The organism is Aquimarina sp. U1-2, assembly GCF_017897595.1.
Classification (GTDB): Bacteria; Bacteroidota; Bacteroidia; order Flavobacteriales; family Flavobacteriaceae; genus Aquimarina.
Genome location: NZ_JAGKIK010000001.1, coordinates 345,284 through 364,690, shown reverse-complemented (window position 1 = coordinate 364,690; position 19,407 = coordinate 345,284). Strand labels below are relative to the sequence as shown.

17 protein-coding genes are annotated in these 19,407 nt (G+C 35.3%); 11 read left to right on the top strand and 6 right to left on the bottom strand.

Annotated elements, in window-relative coordinates:
* Window positions 1-2: 2 nt before the first annotated feature.
* Window positions 3-821 (bottom strand): hypothetical protein, encoded by an 819-nt coding sequence (locus tag J8281_RS01525; protein ID WP_210195820.1) that lies wholly within the window; start codon window positions 819-821, stop codon window positions 3-5.
* 114 nt (window positions 822-935) lie between these two features.
* Complete coding sequence (locus tag J8281_RS19600) at window positions 936-1,088, bottom strand: SsrA-binding protein (protein WP_246848934.1); 153 nt, start codon at window positions 1,086-1,088, stop codon at window positions 936-938.
* A gap of 198 nt (window positions 1,089-1,286) precedes the next feature.
* Here J8281_RS19600 and J8281_RS01520 point away from each other — a divergent pair, with 198 nt between their 5' ends.
* A complete protein-coding gene (locus J8281_RS01520; RefSeq protein WP_210195819.1) occupies window positions 1,287-2,240 on the top strand; it encodes a calcium/sodium antiporter in 954 nt (317 codons plus the stop codon).
* A gap of 133 nt (window positions 2,241-2,373) precedes the next feature.
* On the opposite strand, the gene J8281_RS01515 is transcribed toward J8281_RS01520, so the two are convergent.
* On the bottom strand, window positions 2,374-3,399 hold the full coding sequence (locus J8281_RS01515; protein WP_210195818.1) for a glutamine synthetase beta-grasp domain-containing protein: 1,026 nt from the start codon (window positions 3,397-3,399) through the stop codon (window positions 2,374-2,376).
* A gap of 219 nt (window positions 3,400-3,618) precedes the next feature.
* Here J8281_RS01515 and J8281_RS01510 point away from each other — a divergent pair, with 219 nt between their 5' ends.
* The 10 genes from J8281_RS01510 (at window position 3,619) to prfA (ending at window position 17,220) form a co-directional block, all read left to right on the top strand.
* On the top strand, window positions 3,619-5,805 hold the full coding sequence (locus tag J8281_RS01510) for a glutamine synthetase III (RefSeq protein ID WP_210195817.1): 2,187 nt from the start codon (window positions 3,619-3,621) through the stop codon (window positions 5,803-5,805).
* A 411-nt stretch (window positions 5,806-6,216) separates the two neighbouring features.
* Complete coding sequence (locus tag J8281_RS01505; protein WP_210195816.1) at window positions 6,217-7,716, top strand: hypothetical protein; 1,500 nt, start codon at window positions 6,217-6,219, stop codon at window positions 7,714-7,716.
* Between the two features lie 205 nt (window positions 7,717-7,921).
* Window positions 7,922-8,434, top strand: a complete 513-nt coding sequence (locus J8281_RS01500) for a hypothetical protein (RefSeq protein WP_210195815.1) — start codon at window positions 7,922-7,924, stop codon at window positions 8,432-8,434.
* A gap of 73 nt (window positions 8,435-8,507) precedes the next feature.
* On the top strand, window positions 8,508-9,236 hold the full coding sequence (locus J8281_RS01495) for a CsgE family curli-type amyloid fiber assembly protein (RefSeq protein ID WP_210195814.1): 729 nt from the start codon (window positions 8,508-8,510) through the stop codon (window positions 9,234-9,236).
* Window positions 9,237-9,247: 11 nt separating this feature from the next.
* Window positions 9,248-9,655 (top strand): curli production assembly/transport component CsgF, encoded by a 408-nt coding sequence (locus J8281_RS01490; protein WP_210195813.1) that lies wholly within the window; start codon window positions 9,248-9,250, stop codon window positions 9,653-9,655.
* Window positions 9,656-9,660: 5 nt separating this feature from the next.
* A complete protein-coding gene (locus J8281_RS01485; protein WP_210195812.1) occupies window positions 9,661-11,136 on the top strand; it encodes a CsgG/HfaB family protein in 1,476 nt (491 codons plus the stop codon).
* A 108-nt stretch (window positions 11,137-11,244) separates the two neighbouring features.
* The gene (locus J8281_RS01480; RefSeq protein ID WP_210195811.1) at window positions 11,245-12,702 is read left to right on the top strand and encodes a carboxypeptidase-like regulatory domain-containing protein; all 1,458 of its coding nucleotides are present in this window, start codon (window positions 11,245-11,247) and stop codon (window positions 12,700-12,702) included.
* 70 nt (window positions 12,703-12,772) lie between these two features.
* Window positions 12,773-13,951, top strand: a complete 1,179-nt coding sequence (locus tag J8281_RS01475; RefSeq protein WP_210195810.1) for an AIR synthase related protein — start codon at window positions 12,773-12,775, stop codon at window positions 13,949-13,951.
* Between the two features lie 114 nt (window positions 13,952-14,065).
* Window positions 14,066-15,940 carry a hypothetical protein gene (locus J8281_RS01470; RefSeq protein WP_210195809.1) on the top strand — a complete coding sequence of 625 codons (1,875 nt, stop codon included), beginning with the start codon at window positions 14,066-14,068 and terminating at the stop codon, window positions 15,938-15,940.
* Window positions 15,941-16,143: 203 nt separating this feature from the next.
* Window positions 16,144-17,220 (top strand): peptide chain release factor 1, encoded by a 1,077-nt coding sequence (gene prfA, locus J8281_RS01465; protein ID WP_210195808.1) that lies wholly within the window; start codon window positions 16,144-16,146, stop codon window positions 17,218-17,220.
* 69 nt (window positions 17,221-17,289) lie between these two features.
* Here prfA and J8281_RS01460 read toward each other — a convergent pair whose 3' ends face one another.
* From J8281_RS01460 to J8281_RS01450, 3 genes are all read right to left on the bottom strand, one after another.
* A complete protein-coding gene (locus tag J8281_RS01460) occupies window positions 17,290-18,159 on the bottom strand; it encodes an IS3 family transposase (RefSeq protein ID WP_371812573.1) in 870 nt (289 codons plus the stop codon).
* Window positions 18,156-18,590 carry a hypothetical protein gene (locus J8281_RS01455; RefSeq protein WP_210195807.1) on the bottom strand — a complete coding sequence of 145 codons (435 nt, stop codon included), beginning with the start codon at window positions 18,588-18,590 and terminating at the stop codon, window positions 18,156-18,158. Before J8281_RS01455 ends, J8281_RS01460 begins: the two co-directional genes overlap by 4 nt.
* A 99-nt stretch (window positions 18,591-18,689) precedes the next feature.
* The gene (locus J8281_RS01450; protein WP_210195806.1) at window positions 18,690-19,250 is read right to left on the bottom strand and encodes a YSC84-related protein; all 561 of its coding nucleotides are present in this window, start codon (window positions 19,248-19,250) and stop codon (window positions 18,690-18,692) included.
* Between the last annotated feature and the right edge of the window lie 157 nt (window positions 19,251-19,407).

Here is a 19,407-nt window from a genome sequence, read left to right as displayed (position 1 = left end):
CGCTATTTTTTAGTAGTCGCTATAATAGCACCATCCTTGGCTTTATTTCCGTAGATACTTATAGCCGTTTCGGGTTTAAGAAAATCAACTTCATCCAGTTGATTCGTTTTTGATAATTGATTAAGAGTTTCAAAATTAGCCTCTTCACCATCAATGATAATCAACTTTTCAATATCAGGATTGTCAACAAAATTAAATTTTTGCATTTTGTTGTTTTGAAATGGAGTAAGGGGCTGACCATTAAAAATAAAATTACCATCTTCATCTTCCTCAAAAGAAAAAGAATTCATAATTTGATCCTTTAGTTTTTGAATATCCATATGACCGCTGAAGTGCAACGAGTCAACATCCTGATTAAAATCAAAATTGAAAGCAAAGTTATGTTGTTTCATCAAGCTATCGATATTCATCTTCGGATATTTAAAACCAGATTGATTTTTCCAGGCAGCAATATCAAACATTCCAGAGTTAGTGATGTATAAATTATTGTTTTTGTAACCTAACTCAATTTCATTGATAGGGCTGTTGGACGAAGAAGAATACTGGCTTTTAGAATTTCCTTTTTTAAGAATGATGCTTAGACTCGTTAATTCATTATTGCTATTGTATGCTACGTTTTTGATGAGTAAATCAATTCCATTTTCTGCAAAAAAAGTTTTTAAATCTTCTAATTCTTTCTCGGTGGTATTTTTGTTAATTATGGCCGTGATTTCATCAGACTGCAAATAACGAATTACCTTTTCGTTGTACGATTCTTTTGTATGCCCTGTAAGGGAAAGCGTACCTAGTATGCCTATTCCCAAAAAAATCCATTTTTTCATACTACATAAGTTTGTGTATATAGCTCATTTAATAGTAAAACTTCAATATAATTACGATTAAGAATAATTGATGTTGCAAAAAAGCTATATTTTCAATAGTGTACTATATATTTTTTAGTCTAAAGCTCTTTTTGTTACGTACAACCTCCAGCCAAAAATTAACAATTGAAGTTTTGAAGCTTTACTAAGATCTAAACGTCTTTTGGTAAAACTAGGTAGCACTGCTTTGTTAATCTTAGCTATGAGAGAAAAAAAATACTGCTGCATTATGCAAAAATAAAAAAACTCATTTTATACAAGTGAATTTTATGTTCATTCTGGTATTGGCTCGAAATAGAAAGTAATCACGAACAATTTTTATAGCTATTCGTTGGGGTAGTTTATTCTTTTTGTGTTAAAAATCGCATTTAAATTTCTAGTACGAATTAGAATCTTGTTTTATCTTCGCAGGCAAACATACATGCAATGCTTCTAAGTTTACTTTATGTATTTGTCGGACTGGTTCTTCTTGTAGTTGGGGGAGAGTTTTTGGTTCGGTCCTCGGTAGCTTTATCTTTTAAACTGAAACTTTCAAAAATGGTTATCGGTTTAACAGTGGTTTCTTTTGCTACTTCTGCCCCCGAACTATTAGTAAGTATACAAGCAGCGTTGAATGGGCTGTCAGACATCTCTTTGGGTAACGTGATTGGCTCGAATATAGCCAATATTGGATTAGTGCTGGGAATTACAGCAATAATAGGTCCTCTAGCTATAGATAAGGATTTCTATAAATTTAATTGGCCGGTAATGGTATTGTTGTCATTTGCCCTGTATGTTATGCTGGATAACGACGGCGTTCTAACTCAATTAGAAGGGCTTATTTTATTATCTTCATTAATTATATATCTTTTTTTACTGCTGAAAAGAGCCAGAAAATTCTCAGATACAACCACTGAAGAGGTAGACGATTCTCTACAAAAAACGTCAAACTTTAAAATTATTATATGGTTGCTCATAGGTGGTGTTGCACTTTATTTTGGGTCAGAACTCTTAGTAAGTGGAGCAGAAACTATTGCTTTAAAACTAGGTGTTAGTGAGGGTGTCATAGCGGTTACGCTCATTGCGGTAGGAACAAGTGTTCCCGAATTGGCTGCGTCTGTAATTGCTGCATTAAAAAAAGAAAAAGCAATTTCTCTGGGAAATCTTATAGGGTCTAATATTTTTAATATTGCATCGGTTTTAGGTATCACCTCTATAATACAGCCAATCGCGGTAAAAGATGAGATTTTAATCAGTGTTAACATTTTCTGGATGCTTGGCTTTGCTATGATCTTACTTCCTTTGGCCTTTATTCCTAAAAAGATGATTCTAAATCGACCCAAAGGATTACTCATTTTTATAGCCTATTGTGTTTTCGTAGCCCTGGTTTTTATAAAATAGCACACGCTCTGTTTTAAAATATAAAATAGGTATATTTTCAAAATATAAAAGCGGCTGTCTAAAAGTAATCCATCATCTCTCGAAATGATAACTTTTTAAACAGCCGCTTTTTGCGTTTAACGGTATACTAATTTTATGCTAACATTGCTTCAACATCTGCAGTTTTGACTGTTTTTACAATCCTTGCAGCAATCTTATACGGGTCTCCATTAGAAGCAGGACGACGATCTTCTAACCATCCTTTCCAACCGTTTTCTACAGTAATGATAGGAATTCTGATTGAAGCACCTCTATCTGAAACTCCGTATGAAAATTCATCGATAGATTGAGTTTCATGTTCGCCAGTTAATCTTTCATCATTAAATTCACCATATACGGCTATATGCTCTTTGGTTACAGGTCTAAAGGCTTCACAAATAGTTTCATATACTTCTTTAGAACCACAGGTTCTTAAAACAGAATTAGAAAAATTAGCGTGCATACCAGATCCATTCCAATCCCCTTTAATAGGCTTAGGATGATAATCAATATAATATCCGTATTTTTCTGTAAGACGGTCTAATAAATAACGTGCAATCCATATTTCATCTCCTGCTTTTTTTGCACCTTTTGCAAACAATTGAAATTCCCATTGCCCACTAGCAACTTCTTGATTAATACCTTCAAAATTAAGTCCGGCATCGATACAAAGATCTGCATGTTCTTCAACAAAAAGTCTTCCATGCGTATTTCTTCCTCCTACAGAACAATAGTACATCCCTTGTGGTCCGGGATAACCACCTACAGGAAATCCAAGTGGTAATTGCGTTTTTTTGTCCATAATAAAGTACTCTTGCTCAAAACCGAACCAAAAATCGTTATCATTATCATCTATCGTGGCTCTTGCATTAGATTCATGCGGCGTTCCGTCTGCATTTAAAACTTCGGTCATTACCAAATATCCATTTCTTCTTGTGGGATCCGGATAAATAGCAACGGGTTTTAATAAACAGTCTGAAGATCCACCTTCGGCTTGTTTTGTAGAACTGCCATCAAAAGACCAGGTCGGACAATCTTCAAGCTTTCCGCTAAAATCTTCTTCAATTTTGGTTTTACTTCTTAGATTAGCAGTTGGTTTGTAACCATCTAACCAAATGTATTCTAATTTAGCTTTACTCATAATTAATACTTTATAAATTGAACTCTTAAAAGCTACAAAACTAATTCATATTGATAGATATGCAAAAAAATAAGGGTTAATTCGGTAAAATTTGATTCTACTTTTGTGAACACCCTAATTTTTGAGGGGGTATTTTTAATTATTACTAATTTCAAAAGATTATTTTTTACGTATTCACAATAGAAAGTTATTTTATCTTTGTAATAAAACTAACAAATCATGTCAACACTCAGATTTCAGGCACTCAAAGAAACACTAAACCGCAGTACAGTAATAGTCAATGAAATAGAACGTCGTTCTGCCTTATTTGGTGAAAACGTTTTTAACCAGAGAACAATGCTCCAATCTTTAACCAAGGATGCATATAACAGTGTAACAGCTGCTGTTGAAAAAGGCACAAAAATAGATCGCAAAGTAGCCGATCAAATAGCTTCGGCTATGAAAGATTGGGCATTATCCAAGGGTGTTACGCACTATACACATTGGTTTCAGCCACTTACAGGGGCAACTGCAGAAAAGCATGATGCATTTTTTGAAACGGTAGGGAATGGAGAAGCCATTGAAAAATTTGGAGGTGGACAATTAGTGCAACAAGAACCAGATGCATCTTCTTTCCCTCATGGCGGTATTAGAAATACGTTTGAAGCCAGGGGGTATACGGCTTGGGATCCTACATCACCGGCCTTTATATTTGGTACAACCTTATGTATTCCAACGGTATTTGTCGCCTACACCGGAGAAGCATTAGATTATAAAACCCCTTTGCTTAGAGCGTTACAAGCAGTTGATCATGCAGCCACAGCAGTAGCCAAATACTTTGATAAAAATGTAAAAAAAGTAAATGCGTCTTTAGGATGGGAACAAGAATACTTTTTGATTGATGAGGCACTAGCAGCGTCGAGACCTGATATTGTAATGACAGGTAGAACATTGCTGGGGCACTCCTCTGCAAAAGGACAACAATTAGATGATCATTATTTTGGTAGTATTCCAACACGAGCCTTAAATTTTATGATGGATCTGGAAATCGAATGTACAAAGTTGGGCATTCCTGTAAAAACCAGACATAACGAAGTAGCCCCCAATCAATTTGAATTGGCACCAATTTTTGAGGAAACCAATCTTGCCGTAGATCATAATTCGCTTTTAATGGATGTAATGGGCAAGGTTGCGTCGAGACATCATCTTAGGGTTTTACTTCATGAAAAACCGTTTGCAGGTGTAAATGGATCAGGAAAACATAATAATTGGTCGTTAAGTACAAATACAGGGATCAATTTGCTGGGTCCAGGCAAGACACCCATGAGCAATCTTCAATTCTTAACGTTTTTTATCAATACGATTAAAGCTATTAACGAAAATGAAGAATTAATGAGAGCGGGTATCGCTTCGGCAAGTAATGATCATCGCTTGGGTGCTAACGAAGCCCCTCCGGCGATTATGTCTGTCTTTATCGGAGATCAATTAACAGCAGTTTTAAAAGAATTAGAGGGAGTTACCGATGGTAAATTGTCTCCTAAAGAAAAAACAGATCTTAAACTCAATGTAGTAGGTAAAATACCCGAGATCTTATTAGATAACACCGATAGAAACAGAACTTCTCCTTTTGCCTTTACAGGAAATAAGTTTGAATTTAGAGCCGTAGGTTCAAAAGCCAATTGTGCCAATCCTATGACTATTTTGAATACAATAGTTGCAAAACAACTTGTTGATTTCAAGAAAGAAGTAGATAAATTGATAGAGGCTAAAGGGCTTAAAAAGGATGAAGCCATCTTTAATATTTTACGGGAGTATATCAAGCAGTCCAAAACCATTCTTTTTGAAGGTAATGGCTATAGTGAAGATTGGGAGAAAGAAGCTAAAAAGAGAGGACTAAGCAATAATAAAACGACTCCCGAAGCTTTAAAAGCAAAAGTATCTGCTAAAAATATCAAATTGTTTGAAGAAATGAAGGTGATGAATGAGGTTGAGGCCAAAGCCAGGTATGAAATTGAAATAGAAGAGTATGCTATGAGAATTCAGATAGAAAGTAGAGTTCTTGGTGATATCGCTCGCAATCATGTGATACCTACAGCAATACGCTATCAAAATATGCTTATTAATAATGTGTCTGGTTTAAAAGAACTGTATGACAAAGATTTTAAGAATTATGCAAAAGAGCAACTTGAAATAATTGAAGAAATATCTGGTCACATAGGAAAAATTAATGCAAAAGTCAATGAGATGACAGATCAACGAAGAAAGACAAATAAGTTAACAGACGTGAATAAAAAAGCATCAGAATATTGCAATAAAGTAAAACCCATGTTCGACGAGATAAGATACAGTTGTGATAAGCTTGAACTTTTGGTAGATGATGAATTATGGCCATTAACCAAATATCGAGAGCTTTTGTTTACCCGATAATGAATGATAAAGTAGTAAACCAGTTCATTGATAAAAAACTGTATATAATACTTTTTTTGTGAAAATGTATATATAATGTCGTTTGGGTAAGAATTTACTTACCCGAACGATATTTCAGAATGTTATCCCCTCTTTTTTAAACTTCATAAACCTTTTAAAAATCATATAAATTCATATTTTAAGATTTTTTTATTATGTATTTCGTCGAATAGTTAAAGAATTCGTAAAAACAGCCTTAATATTTTCATAAATTTGCCAAAATCAAAAAGTAGTTTTTGATAACCCCTAGCACCCCCCAAACAAAATTTTACTTATCAGATATAATATAGATTAGCCTTGCTTATCTGTATGTAGTTATGGTATACAGATTTTTAATTTGTAATCGTATTAATCATTTTAATTATATTATGTATGAAAACAGTAATTCTTAGTCTAGCAACTTTATTAAGTGCGTCAGTGATGGTTGCACAATCAAACTCTAGTGATGTTACTCAAACAGGAGACGCTAACACAGCTAGTGTAAATCAAACAGGTGATACGAATTCATCACTATTGTTACAAGAGGGGATGGGTAACACAGCTTCTGCCACCCAGGGAAGCGCTTTATTTGCTTCTAGAAATGGTGTTATAGAACAAACACAGACTGGAAATAAAAATAGTGCAACTGCGCAGCATGAAGAAGATGTAAATGGCATTTTCCAAGTACAGATCGGGGATGGAAATACGGCTACTGCAACTCAAAACTTAGAATTTTTAGGAGGGATGAATGTTGCTGACCAACTTCAGGAAGGTAACGGTAATACCACTATTATTGGTCAAGAAGGAACGTCAAACAGAGCCTTTCAGATTCAGGTAGGTGATGAAAATTCAGCATCAGCCAGTCAGCAAGGAGATGCTAACTTTAGCGCAAGTAACCAAGAAGGTGTATTTAATACTTCTACGATTGCACAAGTTGGCGAATTAAATCAATCATCGCAAACACAGGTAGGTGATGCTAATTTTGGTGCTGCAGAGCAATGGGGAACTAACAATGGCGTAGTGCAAGATCAACAAGGAGGAGGAAACACAGCTAATTCTTTACAAGGGAGTAGTATTTTTGATTCTAGAGGAGGACAAGTACAACAAGTACAGGTAGGTGATGAAAATAATGCATTCGCAAACCATGAAGAAGATAATAATACGATCATCCAGGGGCAATCTGGAGATGCAAATAGCGCAAGTGCCATCCAAAACCTATTATCATTTGGGGGCGATAATTCTGTAACTCAGGTACAATTAGGAAATGGAAACACGGTAACCGCAGCTCAAAATGGAAGTACAAATACTTCTGAACAAACACAAGAAGGTGACGAGAATAGTGGTGCTGTAACACAGTCTGGAGCAGATAATAGTGCAACTCAATCTCAAATCGGAATGGGAAATAATGCAGAAGCAATTCAGGGCGGTCTTTTCTTCACTTCTAGAGGAGGTACAATAGCACAAACTCAAAACGGTGAAGGCAATACTGCACTTGCAAGACATGAGGAGGATAACAATACAATTACACAAACGCAAACAGGGATAAGCAATACAGTTTCTGCTGTACAAAATTTATTAACCACCGGGGGAGAAAATGTTGCAGAGCAGCTTCAGTTTGGGGCAGGAAATACAGGAACTTCTGTTCAAGAAGGAGAAAGTAACCTGGTAGACCAATTTCAATTCGGAGATGATAACGTTGCCATATCTAGCCAATTAGGAGAGACTAATGTAAGCGATATCTTCCAGTTTGGTGCAGGAAATGTTGCACAAGATACGCAAACAGGTATTGGTAATGCAACTACTGTATCTCAGGTTGGAGAGCTTAATGCAAGTACTATCATCCAGACAGGAAACGCCAATTCTGCTACAGTAACACAAAATGGATTTCAGTAAGATATAGCAATTAGCATAAAATTTTATATCTTCAGATGAGGCTATCTGAAAAACTGTCATTCCATGAGAAGCAAAGAAATCTTTTAAACTCAGCTTTCTGAAAAATAGAGTTCTTTTCAGCTCAAAGCAGATCCTAATGACAATAAGGTTTACTTTTTAGATAGCCTCATTCTTAATTTTAATTTTGAAAAAAACATTGATCAATATGTACAAAATAATTTTCGTAATTTTAGTTTGTTACACTACGCATTGCTTTGCTCAAGAAAGTAATAAAGAAGTCGATGTTTTGATTACAGATCAAGAAAGGTTTATCACTTTATCACAAATTACTAATATAGCTTCTCAAAACAGTCCCAATTTAGCTGCGATAGAGGTTGGAATAAATAATGCAATTTTCATTCAGCAAATAGGTGTTAATAATTCTGTAGTATCGACTATAGATGCCGAATCCTCAACGATTCGTATTAACCAAGAAGGAAATGAAAATAATATTGAATTAGAAGAATCAGCTTTGGAAATTGAAAAATTAATTTCGCAAACTGGTAACAATAATAGGGTATTTGATGTTTCTATTAATCCTGGCATGTCTACTAGTTTAGAGTTGATTCAGGAAGGGAATAATTTGATTTTCGAACGTTTTGGCACCAATGAACTTACTAAAAGCTTGAAGTTTAGAATGGCAGGAGATGCACAAACCATTATCGTTAGAAGTTTTTAATACACAGGTATTTATCGATAACTCGTTTTGCCATAAAGGCTGGTCATGAGACCTTTGAAATTTTGATATGAATATGATGAAACCAACATTTTTACTACTACTAATATTGGTTTCTCAAAATGCCACAGCGCAACTCACCAACACAGAAGTTACTGCAAAAATAAAGACAGAAACTGTTGACGAAATGATTACGGCTGTAGCTACAGCTACAAACACTACCAAAGTCTATAAAAGTTTGCGGTACACGCTAACTGTTTTCAGAACAGACCGTCAAAACAATAGCACCAAAAACATCCAGGAAGCAAGATTTACATTAGAAACAAATGAAACCAAAGAGTTAGCTCGGGGCACGATAAGTAGTGAAACTCCCGACAAAATTATTGTACTTTTATTAGTCTTTGAAGATAATAAAATTATAGCAAAAGATCGTTTAGCCTTTAACGAACAAACAAAAAAGCCTTCGAATGAAAAAGACGACGAGTTGTCTAACGACGGTATAGAATTAAAAGGTATTGTAGTAGAAGATACCAAAACAAAGCCCGGGAGAGATTTTTACGAGTTTTTTTATAATTCTTACTCCTTAAATCAGATCAATGGTAATAAAATAGTAGGTGTATATGAGACATTGAGTTTTGGGCGTACTACAATTCTTCAGGTGAAAATAGAAGATGTTGTCATTCATCAATTTATTGGTAAACCAGATTTGGAATATTTAGAACAAATGTCGAAAATTGCAATCAGAAAAGTATTTAAGTATTTCAAAGATTTAGAAAAACAGAAAGACGATATTTTTCAATATTAAGTATATCTGATATGAAAACAATAGTATTAACACTACTTTTTATTTTTACGGCAATCGCTTTATCGTTCTCTCAAGACCTGGTATACAGACCGGTAAACCCGGCATTTGGAGGTGATACATTTAATTATCAATGGTTATTGAGTTCTGCCGAGGCACAAAATACTTTTACAGATGTCAACAATAATGGTAGAAATAATCAATCAGATCTAGAACGATTTACAGATAATTTGAATAACCAACTATTAAATCAAATCTCGAGATCTTTATTTAATGAACAGTTTGGACAAGATGGTTTAACTGAAGGCACCTTCAACTTTGGTACGTTATTTATAGAAATTTTTCCATCGGGAGAGGGCTTGGTTATCAATATTCTTGATACAAACACAGGAGATCAATCCCAAGTAATAATTCCTAATTGATATCAATGCATTATAAATTTTACAAAGTAATCGCAGTAGTGTTTTGCGTACTTTTATGTTCGGGATGTGGCGCCTATTTTAATCAGCCCGTTGTTGTCGAAAATGCAAGAATGGGAGAAGATTCAAAAGTGACCAAAACACTTAAAGATTTTCCAAAACCTGTAGAACCTGTAGTTGTAGGGGTGTATAAATTTCGAGATCAAACCGGGCAATATAAGCCTACCGAGGCTGGTAGCACCTTTAGTACGGCAGTGACCCAAGGAGCTACTACGATACTAATCAAGGCTCTAGAAGACTCCAAATGGTTTGTGCCTATAGAGCGAGAAAATTTAAGTAATCTTCTTAATGAACGTAACATTATACGTTCTACCCGAAAAGAGTATAGAAAAAATAATACTTCTAATGAACCCCAACTTCCCCCTTTATTGTATGCAGGAATTATTCTCGAAGGTGGTATTGTTTCGTACGATACTAATACGATCACAGGAGGTTTGGGAGCACGATATTTTGGAATTGGAGCATCGACCCAATACCGACAAGATAGAATCACGGTATATTTAAGAGCTGTATCCACATCTAGTGGAAAAATTCTCAAAACCGTTTACGTTTCTAAGACGATACTTTCACAAGCTTTGGACGCGAGCTTTTTTCGATATGTCACATTTAGAAGATTGTTAGAAGCAGAAACAGGATTTACTAAGAATGAGCCTACACAAATGGCAGTTTCAGAAGCTATTGAAAAAGCAGTAGAGTCTTTAATTATAGAAGGAATAGAAGATAAATTATGGACACCCAATACCGATAGCCAAACTACAAGTCAAATAATCGAAGCGTATAATGCTGAAAAATATGAGGCTCAAAACACTGCGCTTTACGAACGATATTTTAAAGAAAGAAGAGGTAAAACATCAATGTTCTTAAAAGGAGGAATCGCTTTAATTAACGGAGATTATAACAATCCTGATGTAACCTATGCCGCAACTGCGGGAGTACGACATTATCTCAATCCTTATCTTAATGTTAATGCTGCAATACATAAGTTTGAGCTTTCTAATCAGAATGCTTTTTCTGAAGGGTTTAATGCTTTTGATCTTAATGCAGAAGTTACTCTTTTGCCTTTCGAAAAATTATCACCTTTTTTCTACGGCGGTATGGGTAATGTTAATACCGATGATTTTGGTAGCACATTTTTTAAGTTTCAATACGGTGGAGGTATTGAATATTTGATTTCAAATACTATAGGAGTATCTCTCAATGCTACACATCACCTTGTTCTTGGAGATCAGTTGGATGCTATTGCCCAAGGGAAAAGAGATGACCAATATCTTAATTTTTCATTTGGCGTGAATTGGTATTTTGGAAACCCTATCAAAATGCACAAAAAGGCCAGAAAGAAAAAGAAACAGGAAGATCAAAGCCTAAAGACATTAAGAGAGCGAAACCGAAATGTTAGAAAAGAGCGAAAAAAAGAACAGCTATAGCCAAGAATGATCAAAGTAGTTCGTTATCAAATAGATTAAGAATACTAGAAAAGCAACAATATTATAGACAAAGTAATGATAAGATGTATAAATACTGTAGTACGTATTATGATGGTACTAGGTGTAGTTTCTTGCAGCGAAGATACTATTGATGTAGAAGGTCTGGGATCTGTACAGGGTAGAGTTGTAAAAGTCGGGACAAATGAGCCTTTAGAAAATGTAAAAATTTCGACTAACCCGGGTTCAAGTACAGTTTTTACCAATGCAGAAGGTTTTTATGTTTTAGAAAACATTCCGTCAGGTGATTACTCATTAGCCGCTCAAAAAGAAGGTTTGTTGGCAGTTTTCGAAGGAATCACAATCATTCCCGATGTTGAATTGGAAGTGGTTTTTGAAATGGATGTCGAAACAGCAGGTAATCGACCGCCAGATACCCCAGTACTTTTTACACCAAATGATAATGCTCAAGATCTTCCTGTAGAAGTTCAACTGGTGTGGAGCGGAAACGATCCTGATGAGGACACGCTTACCTATACCGTAAGTTTAAGAAACGAAGATAATGATACTGTCGAGGTTTACGATGCTATTACAGATACCGCATTTACTGTTTCCGGACTTTTATATGGAACGAAATATTTCTGGCAAGTATCTTCAAATGATGCTATTAATACTGCTGTAAATAGTTCAGTCTTCGCATTTACAACAACTAATTTACCCAATAATCGAGTAATTTTTACACGATTGGAAGCAGGAAATAGCGTTATTTATTCGGCAGATGAGAACGGTGAGTCACCCATAGCTCTTACAGCATCTTCAAAAAATAGTTTTAGACCTAGAAGAAATCCTTCTACCGGTCAAATTGCATTCTTACAATCTGTAGGCTCGCAAACACATCTATTCACTATGAATGCAGACGGTTCTGAAGTAAAACAGGTTACTTCTCAGGTCGGGGTGTCTGGATTCAATTTGGAAGAAATAGATTTTTCGTGGGATGCTAATGGCTCCAAATTATTATTTCCTAATCAGGATAAATTGTATACCATAAACACTACCGGAAGCGGGTTGCAATTAGTGTATCAAACCTCAAACGGAAATCTTATCACAGAAGTCGATAAAAACGAGAGTACGGGTCTTATTGCATTAAAAACAAACGATTTAGATGGGTATAATGTTGAAATATTTACGATCAATACTTCAGGGGTTTTGCAAAATACGGTCATATCTGGTCTACCGGGTGCTGCTGGTGGGATCGACTTATCTATTAATGGTTCACAACTTTTATATACACGGGATATTTCAGGATCAGAGAATGCTACATACCGCAGGCTTGATTCTCATATATTTATACATAACTTTAATGGTGATCCAACTACTGATGTTTCGATAAATAAACCTGCAGGAACCAACGATCTGGATGCACGTTATGCTCCAAACGAAGCAAGCATTATCTATGTAAACACTTCTAATGATGGCATTTCAACAAAACGTATTCAAACCATTCAGCTTTCAGATATGTTGGATAGACAATTAGTAGTGCAAAATGCCATGATGCCCGACTGGGAGTAACAATAATTTTGAATTCTGAATTTTAAATTCTGAATTTCAATTATCTTTACCCTTTAATTCATATGCAATAATGAGCCAAGAAGTAAGTAAACGATATGCACAAAGAGGCGTTTCTGCATCCAAAGAAGATGTACATAGTGCAATCAAGAATATAGACAAAGGACTTTTTCCTAAAGCGTTTTGTAAAATAGTTCCAGATTACCTTACACAAAGTGACGAGCACTGCCTTATTATGCATGCTGATGGTGCAGGAACAAAATCTTCTTTGGCATATATGTATTGGAAAGAGACTGGAGATATTTCGGTTTGGAAGGGCATAGCCCAAGATGCATTGATCATGAATATAGACGATCTCTTATGTGTGGGGGCAACAAATAATATTATGTTGTCTTCTACCATAGGAAGAAATAAAAACCTGATACCGGGAGAGGTGATTTCGGCAATTATTAATGGTACTGAAGAACTGATTGAAGAACTCAATGCTTTTGGGGTTCAAATTTATGCTACCGGGGGAGAAACTGCAGATGTTGGCGATCTGGTACGTACCATTATTGTTGATTCTACCGTTACTGCGCGTATGAAACGAAAGGATGTAATCGATAATGCCAATATTCGAGCTAACGATGTAATTATAGGATTAGCATCCTTTGGTCAAGCCAGTTACGAAAAAGAATACAACGGAGGTATGGGAAGTAACGGATTAACCTCGGCACGTCACGATGTATTCCATAAACTATTAGCAGAAAAGTACCCAGAAAGTTTTGATCCGTCAATCCCTGAAGACTTGGTATATTCTGGGGCTACCAATTTGACGGATAGGATAAATGAAGTTCCTTTGGATGCAGGTAAGTTAGTGTTATCACCCACCCGAACATACGCACCTATAATCAATAAAATTTTGTCAAATTTTGATAATTCTACCATCCATGGGATGGTGCATTGCAGCGGAGGTGCCCAAACTAAAATCTTACACTTTATAGAGCATTTGCACATCATAAAAGATAATTTATTTGATGTACCCCCCCTCTTCAAACTCATACAGAAAAACTCGGGTACAGATTGGAAAGAGATGTATCAGGTATTTAATATGGGGCATCGAATGGAATTATATGTTTCTGAACACATTGCCGATGATATTATTGCTATTTCAAAAAGCTTTAACGTAGATGCTCAAATAGTAGGTAGGGTAGAAGCTTCAGAAAAAAAGCAGCTTACCATCAAAAGTGAATTCGGGAGTTTTACGTATTAAGTGCATTTTGTAGTGCATTTTGTTAATTTATCATTATTACATAATTAATTTACGGTTATACCATAAATTAAATTGATTTTTAATTACCTTCGCCAAAATTTTAAACCCAAAATAATGAGAAATTTTATAGTGCTTCTTTTTGTACTAGGATTTGTAATGTCCTGTTCTAGTGAGGATGATGTAGTGTCCAACGATTCAAACAATCAAACTAACAAAAGCGATGAAAAAGAAATTTTATCCTTTACATTTTTAATTGAAGGAGAAGAATATAGTGCACAACTGCGTAATGATTCTATAGTCTATAAATTTAAGTCTGATATTGATATTACTGATTTGACACCGCAGATTGAAGTTTCAGATAAAGCAACTGTATTTCCACCCTCAGGTTCTGCTATTAATTTTAATTCGACGCTAATTTTTGAGGTTACTGCTGAAGATGGTAGTATTAAAGAGTATAGCGCAGTAATTACCAAAGAAGGTTCTGATACCAAAATATATAGCTTTTATTTTGATAACCTCGCCCCTGGTCAGGCATCTTACGATTTAATCGATATGGTGCAAGAAGATCAAGATACTATTGTATATTCAGTGCCCTATGCTAGTCCTTTAAGTAATTTGGAAGCGTTTGTAATTATTGACGAAAATTCAAAAGTAAAGCCAGAATCAGGATTGACCTTAGATTTTACAAAACCTATTGTTTATGAGGTGACTGCCGAAGATGGTTCAAATCAGGATTATTTAATCATGGTTGAGAGATACCTGGATAAATTACAATTATCTAATAACGTTTCAAATGCATTCAAAAATGCAGATACGGGTTCTTTGGTGACTTTTGAAGTTAATGCGCTTAATCCTTATAGCGATAGTTTAAAAGTTGCATTGAAGAATGAACAACGTACCTATTCCCTTCTAGTAAATTCAATTGATATTGATAAAAAAGAGGTGACAGTTCAAATGCCAAACGACTATTTGAATGATAGGTATCAATTAGAGATGTATATTGAACATGACAATTTTGATAGTACAGAAAGTTTTACTTTGGATAAAGGCACTGTTAATTTTTTAAGTGTAAGAGCTAATGGTCAGGATGCAATCGAAGAGTTATTCATTCCAGAGGGAAGCTTTTACGTCGATATGTATATCAATGAGTCTAGAGCAACAGAGTATAGTTACTATTTGAAAAAAGATGGAAAAGAGTATGCCGTTGCGAATACATTGGTTAATGAAGATTTTAATTATTTAGGTTTTCAATTACCAGATATGTCTGTTGACAATGGTATTGAAGGTACAGGTCATGAGTTTGTCATAGAAATCGATGGAGTTAAAACATTTTACAATTTTGTAAATAATGAGGGGAATACGATAAATATCGTAAGAGCAAAACGTCCTGTAATCACAGGGATTGCTGAATCTAATATATATTCTAACTCTAGTACAATAACTCTGCAAGGAGAAAATTTGTATTATCCTGGATTACCTAGAAACAGCGCTTCCTTTATTCTAAGACAAGCATCGGGTAGCGATTTCTATTCTGTTACGCTGTCTTCTTCAAATTACGTAAATGGCGAGATTAAAATTGATTTTGGTGGTAGAGCGAAAAAACCAGGCACTTATTATATAAGTTATCAAAGTAATATCGAGAACTTCGGAAGGATAGATACCAACATACCCGTAGTGATTGAACTGCCACCTAGTGAACATCCTACACTCGAAGTAGATGGTGCCTCTCTTTATTATGATATGAGAGATACATTTCCCGGTCAAATACGATTAAATTTTAACGAAAATATAGAGTCCTACACGATTAGTAAAGTGGTAATTCCGGGAGCAAATCAAGAAATCACCAGTTATTTTACGTATCCGACTTCAATTCTTACAGGTCGTGTCAGTAATTTTTCTGATGTTAGATTTAATCCGTTTGGATATGTAATTGTAGTAGATAATAATGTAGAATATAAAGTATATTTTTATCTAAATCTAGTGAGATAAAAGTAGTTACTGTTAGTTTAAATAGGCTGTTCTACGCTAGGACAGCCTATTTTTATTGATTTAGCTATGTGTACAGTAGTATTAAGTCAATCTGTATTGATGCTTACATTTAGAAAAGAATTGGTATCCGAGTTTCGGTATCCTATGGGCTTTTGTGCAAAAAAAGCTTATTTTTGTTAATTCTACAGATTAGGACGAGAACTATGATTGATAAATTGAATATTGTAAAGCAGCGGTTTGACGAGGTAAGTGATTTAATTATCCAGCCAGATATCATTGCTGATCAAAAGAAATATATAAAACTTAATAAAGAATATAAAGATCTCAAAGCCATCATGGATGAAAGAGATCGTTATATAGAACTTACCGATAATGTAAAAGAGGCAGAAGATATTATAACCGATGGTAGCGATGCCGAAATGGTAGAGATGGCAAAGATGCAACTTGAAGAAGCCAAAGAAGAGCTGCCCGATCTTGAAGAAAAAATACGCTTTATGCTCGTGCCGAAAGATCCCGAAGATGCAAAGAATTGTGTGGTAGAAATTCGCGCAGGTACTGGTGGAGATGAAGCGAGCATATTTGCTGGGGATTTATTTAGAATGTATACTAAATATTGTGAAGGAAAGGGTTGGAGCACAAGTGTAGTTGATCTTAATGAAGGAACCAGCGGGGGATATAAAGAAATTATCTTTGAGGTAAATGGTGAAGATGCTTATGGGACTATGAAATTTGAGGCCGGAGTACATCGTGTGCAAAGAGTGCCGCAGACTGAAACCCAAGGAAGGGTACACACTAGTGCAGCTACGGTGATGGTACTGCCAGAAGCCGAAGAATTTGATGTAGAATTAGATATGACTGAAGTACGTATTGAAAGGACTACCTCTACGGGTCCTGGAGGTCAATCGGTAAATACTACATATTCTGCGATAAAGTTACATCACGAACCTACGGGAATGATTGTAAGTTGTCAGGACCAAAAATCGTCACACAAAAATTTAGAAAAGGCTTTAAAAGTATTGCGATCACGGTTATATGAATTAGAATTGGCCAAAAAACAGGCCGCAGACTCAGAGAAACGTAAGAGTATGGTATCCTCTGGCGATCGTTCTGCTAAAATTAGAACTTATAATTATCCGCAAGGTAGAGTTACAGATCATAGAATCGGATTGACCTTATACGATCTGGGAAATATTATTGATGGTGATATTCAAAAAATTATTGATGAACTTCAATTGGTAGAAAACACTGAAAAATTGAAAGAATCAAACGAAGTATTTTAGTCTTTAGTTGACTAAGTCTGACCAGTCCTAAATAATCGATACAGATTATTGATAGATTAAATTTATTATTTAATTCTCAGAGAAGCTAGCTTCTCTGAGAATTTTTGTTTTATACTGTTTTGGTTTTAGTTCTCTTTGTTGATGCATTTGTTTAGGTGTAAGCATATGGTTGGATAGATGAGGTCTGATATGGTTGTAGAGTTTTACTGCATTTTCAATTAATTTAGTTTTGATATTGAAGTCATTTACTTTCTGATCTATATTGAATTCTTGCTTTAAAACCCCATTGACCCTTTCTGCTATTGCATTTTCATAAGGGTCATATTTTTCAGTCATACTGGCCTGGATATTGTTTTGGACCAATAAGTTTTGATAGTCATTGGAACAATACTGTAACCCTCTATCTGAATGGTGTATTAGGGGAAGGTTTTTATATTTTCTATTGTCAATAGCCATTTGCAATGCTTTAAGTGAACCTTCTACTGATAGGGATTCAGATACACTGTATCCTACTATCATCTTAGAATAGGCATCAGTAATTAAAGCTAAATACGAGGGGTTATCCCGTGTTCCGGTATAGGTAATATCACTGACCCAAACTTGTTCCGGCCTGGTAACTTCCAAGTTATGAACCCTGTTTTCGTGTTTTCTAAACCGGTGATGTGAATCTGTTGTTATGTGGTATGATTTTTTGGGTTTTATCAACATATGGTTTGCTTTAAGGATTTTAAACAGTTTGTCCCTGCCAACATTCAAGGCAGCAAGTTCGTTTTTTAAGATATGGTAGAGTTTTCTGGTCCCAATCCTGGGCATTACATTGCGTATACCTTGAACCAACACTACAACTCGTTGTGCTATTAATTGCCTGTGCGCCCTGGATCTGATACTGCGATAATATACCTGTCTATCTAGCCCGAGTAACTTACAGGTGGAAACTATGGTTTCTTTGTGTTCTGTTTTGAACTTTTCGATAACTCGGGCGCGTAGTTTTTTCTGATCTGGATATTATATTCCTGCTCGGCAAGATCTACCATCATATCAAAAATAATAGCTTTCTTGTCAGCGCGCTCGGCCAAATGCTCCGCTCTGGATTTCTGCTTTTCCAGCAATTTGATCTTTGCCTCAAGCTCTACGATACGTTGTTCAGGTGTTTTTGCCACGGTAACTACGGATAAGTTTTCCCAGTCAAAGGTACCATATTTTCTTAACCATTGGGTTATGGTCGATCTGGCTTGGATACCATATTTGAGATGGGCGTGGAGCCTCTCTAATTGACCTGACTCGATTTCTTTTACAACTTGGAGCTTAAAAGAAAGCGAATAATCTTTTTGGGTACGTTTCACATAACCCGTCTTTGCTGAATTATTCATTACACTAAAATTTAGTGTATCGATATTTTAGGACGAGACAAGTCTTAAAATTAAAAAAACCATCTAAAAAGATGGTTTTTTTATGCGTTTGAAATTCGTTTAAAAATCACTTACTCGGGTATCTGTGTTTTTTTCGAACGTAAATCGTTGTGCGCCTACAGAAGCATCAGCCATAAGTCCTTTTTTAGGAAGTACGAAAACCAAGACGTCATTTTTGAATTTAGTCTTTTTAGCTGCTCCTTCGTTAATTAAAGTAGCCGATAGCTCTGCTGATAATTCAAACTTATTATTTTTGAACGTATCCAGTGCATCTTGATTTTTGAAGAAAATTACTTCACCATAGGTTTTACCGCCTGCTTGTAGACCTACATCGATTTGCTTTAAATCCGCAGTTCCAATAAACATGTTATTTTCATATACAACCCCGTTACCAGAGGCACCACCTATGATAAAACCAGCTTCGCCAACAGCAGGAAATATAACATAACCTGTCGAAGAGTTAAACAGCGCCGATAAAGAAGGGTCCTTCTCTAACATTTGTTGCTTAACTTCCATAGCTCTTTCCTTTAAGTCTTTTTTCTCTTTCATGTCTTTTTGAGCGTATGTGCCCAAAGTAAAACATAAAACTAACAGTGTAATAATAGATTTCTGTAATTTCATAGTTGTTAATTTTAATATTTAGATTCGTAAACGAAGGTATTGATTACTTAATGAAATAACTGTTAATACGTAGTTATAGAATACTTACGATATTTATAATTGTTAGTGATTTTTCTTAAAAAATGAAAAATCGTAAGTGTATCTTGATTTTTACAGT

Excerpts from the sequence above, each read along its gene's own strand:
- J8281_RS01500 (WP_210195815.1), top strand. The coding sequence starts at position 7,922 with ATGTACAAAATAATTTTCGTAATTTTAGTTTGTTACACTACGCATTGC.
- J8281_RS01455 (WP_210195807.1), bottom strand. The coding sequence starts at position 18,590 with ATGAATAATTCAGCAAAGACGGGTTATGTGAAACGTACCCAAAAAGAT.
- J8281_RS01510 (WP_210195817.1), top strand. The coding sequence starts at position 3,619 with ATGTCAACACTCAGATTTCAGGCACTCAAAGAAACACTAAACCGCAGT.
- J8281_RS01520 (WP_210195819.1), top strand. The coding sequence starts at position 1,287 with ATGCTTCTAAGTTTACTTTATGTATTTGTCGGACTGGTTCTTCTTGTA.
- J8281_RS01490 (WP_210195813.1), top strand. The coding sequence starts at position 9,248 with ATGAAAACAATAGTATTAACACTACTTTTTATTTTTACGGCAATCGCT.
- J8281_RS01495 (WP_210195814.1), top strand. The coding sequence starts at position 8,508 with ATGATGAAACCAACATTTTTACTACTACTAATATTGGTTTCTCAAAAT.
- J8281_RS01515 (WP_210195818.1), bottom strand. The coding sequence starts at position 3,399 with ATGAGTAAAGCTAAATTAGAATACATTTGGTTAGATGGTTACAAACCA.
- J8281_RS01450 (WP_210195806.1), bottom strand. The coding sequence starts at position 19,250 with ATGAAATTACAGAAATCTATTATTACACTGTTAGTTTTATGTTTTACT.
- J8281_RS01485 (WP_210195812.1), top strand. The coding sequence starts at position 9,661 with ATGCATTATAAATTTTACAAAGTAATCGCAGTAGTGTTTTGCGTACTT.
- J8281_RS01480 (WP_210195811.1), top strand. The coding sequence starts at position 11,245 with ATGATGGTACTAGGTGTAGTTTCTTGCAGCGAAGATACTATTGATGTA.
- J8281_RS01475 (WP_210195810.1), top strand. The coding sequence starts at position 12,773 with ATGAGCCAAGAAGTAAGTAAACGATATGCACAAAGAGGCGTTTCTGCA.
- J8281_RS01525 (WP_210195820.1), bottom strand. The coding sequence starts at position 821 with ATGAAAAAATGGATTTTTTTGGGAATAGGCATACTAGGTACGCTTTCC.
- J8281_RS01505 (WP_210195816.1), top strand. The coding sequence starts at position 6,217 with ATGAAAACAGTAATTCTTAGTCTAGCAACTTTATTAAGTGCGTCAGTG.
- J8281_RS01470 (WP_210195809.1), top strand. The coding sequence starts at position 14,066 with ATGAGAAATTTTATAGTGCTTCTTTTTGTACTAGGATTTGTAATGTCC.
- J8281_RS19600 (WP_246848934.1), bottom strand. The coding sequence starts at position 1,088 with ATGCAGCAGTATTTTTTTTCTCTCATAGCTAAGATTAACAAAGCAGTG.
- prfA (WP_210195808.1), top strand. The coding sequence starts at position 16,144 with ATGATTGATAAATTGAATATTGTAAAGCAGCGGTTTGACGAGGTAAGT.